3 protein-coding genes and 3 pseudogenes are annotated in these 3508 nt (G+C 39.6%); 2 read left to right on the forward strand and 4 right to left on the reverse strand.

The genetic code is table 11. From position 1 onward, the window contains the following. Positions 1-227 precede the first annotated feature (227 nt). The 4 genes and pseudogenes from ASG81_RS33440 to ASG81_RS30500 all read right to left on the reverse strand — a co-directional run. Positions 228-326: pseudogene (locus ASG81_RS33440) on the reverse strand (GMC oxidoreductase); the annotation flags it as partial. Beyond that, on the reverse strand, positions 295-588 hold the full coding sequence (locus tag ASG81_RS33445; RefSeq protein WP_056643391.1) for a hypothetical protein: 294 nt from the start codon (positions 586-588) through the stop codon (positions 295-297). The gene ASG81_RS33445 and the pseudogene ASG81_RS33440, both read right to left, overlap by 32 nt. A 23-nt stretch (positions 589-611) precedes the next feature. Further along, positions 612-1334, reverse strand: a pseudogene (locus ASG81_RS29410) (DUF4158 domain-containing protein); the annotation flags it as partial. 1 nt (position 1335) lies between these two features. Further along, positions 1336-1545 (reverse strand): annotated as a pseudogene (locus ASG81_RS30500) (DUF4158 domain-containing protein); the annotation flags it as partial. A 123-nt stretch (positions 1546-1668) separates the two neighbouring features. On the opposite strand from ASG81_RS30500, the gene ASG81_RS29415 reads away from it, so the two are divergent. Next, a complete protein-coding gene (locus ASG81_RS29415) occupies positions 1669-2244 on the forward strand; it encodes a recombinase family protein (RefSeq protein ID WP_056643393.1) in 576 nt (191 codons plus the stop codon). Positions 2245-2614: 370 nt separating this feature from the next. Next, the gene (locus ASG81_RS29420; RefSeq protein WP_053474663.1) at positions 2615-3067 is read left to right on the forward strand and encodes a VOC family protein; all 453 of its coding nucleotides are present in this window, start codon (positions 2615-2617) and stop codon (positions 3065-3067) included. Positions 3068-3508 lie beyond the last annotated feature (441 nt).

The following is a 3508-nucleotide window of genomic DNA, read 5'->3' on the forward strand; positions in this document are numbered from 1 at the left end:
CCTTGTTTTGCCATAAAAAATATCCCCTCCAAGTTCACTCTTTCCTTCATGATAACATGAGGTTTTTTTAGAGTGTCTACTTAAAGGGGATAATACCAACCTGACGGTTTATCGATTAATTTAACTTAATCTTGTCGTTGTTGCAAAATATGATCGGCCGTGCGGATCGCGAGGGCAACCGTAGTTAACGTCGGATTTGCCGCAGACATTGTAGGAATCATACTGTTATCCTCCACAAACAAACCAGATACGCCAAAGATTTCGCCAAACGGATTTGCCGCAGCTGTGAGAGGATCATTGCCGATTCGACAAGTTCCGGTGTAAATGGAACTCTTGTCCCGGACGCAATAGACAGAGTGCCGGTCTGCCATTTCGAGAGATTAAAGGAGCCCCCACGATACTGGAAACATGTTTTACCCCTTGTATCGTTTGGCGAATGACTTGCTTATCCGTTTCACTATACGAATAATGAACCTGGATCTTCGGTACTCCATATTCATCCTTCCTGCTAGGATCCAAATCCAAATAATTTTCAAAACGGAATTCAATTTTGCCTGCACCAAAAATACGAATATCCAACTCCTTCAATAAAGGCTCTTCCTCATATTTATAAAAGGCTCATATCTGGAACCTAAGCGAGATAGCTGCAACAGGCGATTGCGATGCAAATGACTAATTTGAACCGTTTCTAATTCCATTCCTCGTATGTATTCGAGTCGTTCTATTACTTTTAGAAATGTTTCGGGTGAAGGATGACCAGGTGGTTCCTTTAACCAACCCAATATCGTTTTATTGGATTCGGATGGATGCTGCGAAGTAATGATTTCTTCAAGCTTTTCTTTTTGCGCATTTGTCAGAGATTGACTAACCGTATTAAATAGCTTCTTTTCAGCCATTGCCCTTGCCTCCCACACTATTCTCTCAAGTGTAGTGATAGCAGGTAGTATGATTTTGTTTTTCTTAGAAAATCTATGCATTCATGTAGTAGATGAATGGCATCACCATTTTCCAAAGCTAATTTATGAAGATGCTTAAATGTCATTCGATATTCTTTTAGAGTAAAAGTTACGAAGTCGTATTCACTTCGAATTTCTTTCAAATGATCCCAAAGTGTATTTTCCCTTTGGGGATAAAGACTAAGCGAAGATGGAGTGGCACCGATTTGTTTCGATATATAATGTATGACTGAATCCGGGATGCCTTTGATATGAGTGTATGGCCAACCGGGATACCGAAGAACGGCTAATTGAACGGCGAACCCTAAACGGTTTTCTTCTCTCCTTCGTTTATTTATAATTTCTAAATCTCGTTTGGAAAGAAATTCGAAGTGAATANATGAGTGTATGGCCAACCGGGATACCGAAGAACGGCTAATTGAACGGCGAACCCTAAACGGTTTTCTTCTCTCCTTCGTTTATTTATAATTTCTAAATCACGTTTGAAAAAAGTGTAGTAGGTTCCTAGCACCCACTCATCTTCAGGAATTTGCATTAGGGCCTGTCGCTGTTCAAGTGTAATCAATTCTCTACCTCTCGCAATTTTCATACAGTATCATCTCATTTCTGCAATAATTCAGTTAATTAGTTTAAATAGAGTGTACTGCAGTAGACTGATAAAATCATAGTTAAGAGTGTCTCATAAGACTTGTCTCAAAAACGAGGTGATATTTTGCGAAAAATCGGCTATATACGTGTCAGTTCGACTAGCCAAAATCCTTCAAGGCAATTTCAGCAATTAAACGAAATCGGAATGGATATTATTTTTGAAGAAAAAGTTTCTGGAGCAACAAAGGATCGTGAGCAACTTCAAAAAATGTTAGAGGATTTACAGGAAGGTGACATTGTTTATGTTACAGATCTAACTCGGATCACTCGAAGTACGCAGGATTTATTTGAATTGATTGATATAATACGAAGTAAAAAGGCAAGCTTAAAATCAATCAAGGATTCATGGCTAGATTTATCAGAGGATAATCCATACAGCCAATTCTTAATTACAGTAATGGCTGGTGTTAACCAATTAGAGCGAGATCTTATCCATATGCGTCAACGTGAAGGGATTGATCTGGCTAAGAAAGAAGGCAAGTTTAAAGGCCGGTTAAAGAAATATCATAAAAATCACGCAGGAATGAATTATGCAGTAAAGCTATATAAAGAAGGAGGTATGACTGTAAATCAAATTTGTGAAATTACAAATGTTTCTAGGGCTTCATTATATAGAAAGCTGTCGGAAGGGAAACAATAATCGTTCCTTATTCCATTAAAGGGCCATTTAATGGAGTACAGGGCACGAATATTTTGTGGGGAAGTCGAAGTTGTTTTATCGAATAGCAACTACGGTATCGAATTTTTGAAACTATTTGAACATGATGGCATTCACGAAATAAGGTTCGCGAATATTCCAATAGTAGAGGGTTTACGAAGTGTTGTTCGTTAACAAGATGTTATATGACATACCCGAAAACCCAATTTCACATTTTCCTATACTGTGACTTTTCTTTGTTATCATGAACTGTGACAAGGTGTTTTTTGTTTGGAAGGAATTTGTAACTTTTTAATAGAATAATTATGAAGATGATCAGATAATAAATTTTTACACATAAGGAGATAAAACTATGGAAAAAAACAAATTACTAAGAATGGACAATGTCGGCATCGTTGTAGAATCCCTTGATGACGCAATCTCTTTCTTCGAGGAGATTGGCTTGAACCTCGAAGGGCGAGCCACTGTCGAAGGTGAATGGGCTGGTCGCGTAACCGGATTGGGTTCTCAGTGCGTAGAGATTGCTATGATGGTTACCCCAGATGGCCACAGCCGACTTGAACTTTCGCGATTTCTCACCCCACCTACTATATCAGATCACCGGACTGCTCCTGTAAATGCCCTCGGTTATCTACGCGTCATGTTCACCGTTGAAGACATTGACGAAATGGTATCCAGACTCACTAAGTATGGTGCTCAGCTCGTTGGCGAAGTGGTTCAGTACGAGGACTCGTATCGGCTCTGCTACATTCGTGGAACCGAAGGACTTCTAATCGGTTTGGCGGAACAACTCGGTAACAAATAAGTAAGTGACGTTTTATAAAAAGCCTTTACTGAAATATACATTACTGAAGTAAAAATTGAAACAGAAAAGCAGTGTGAAAGTAACTCGAAGAAGTCGGGTACGTCATATAACACAGCATTCACGCTGCGGGACTCTCCGAGCCCCTTGGTCGCCAGGAGAAGAAGCAGGGAAGCAGATTCAGGCGACAACCCTGCGAGTCTAAGAACTTCGTTCTAAGGCTCTCGGGTTCGTGAATGCGAAAACGTTATATGCCAATCCGTCTCGATTTGAAGAAAATTCTTATTCAATAAAAGGGCGCTTTAACGGAGCAACGAAAAAAGCCTAATTTCTCAAATATAAATGTGGGACTGACCCCCTAACGTGAGACAAATTAAAACACCTTCAAGAAAATGCATCCATGTCGTAAGATGTGGGGATAACCTTGGAGGTGTTTTTGCATTG

The sequence above is a fragment of the Paenibacillus sp. Soil522 genome, from assembly GCF_001428245.1.
Classification (GTDB): domain Bacteria; phylum Bacillota; class Bacilli; order Paenibacillales; family Paenibacillaceae; genus Pristimantibacillus.

Excerpts from the sequence above, each read along its gene's own strand:
- ASG81_RS29420 (WP_053474663.1), top strand. The coding sequence starts at position 2,615 with ATGGAAAAAAACAAATTACTAAGAATGGACAATGTCGGCATCGTTGTA.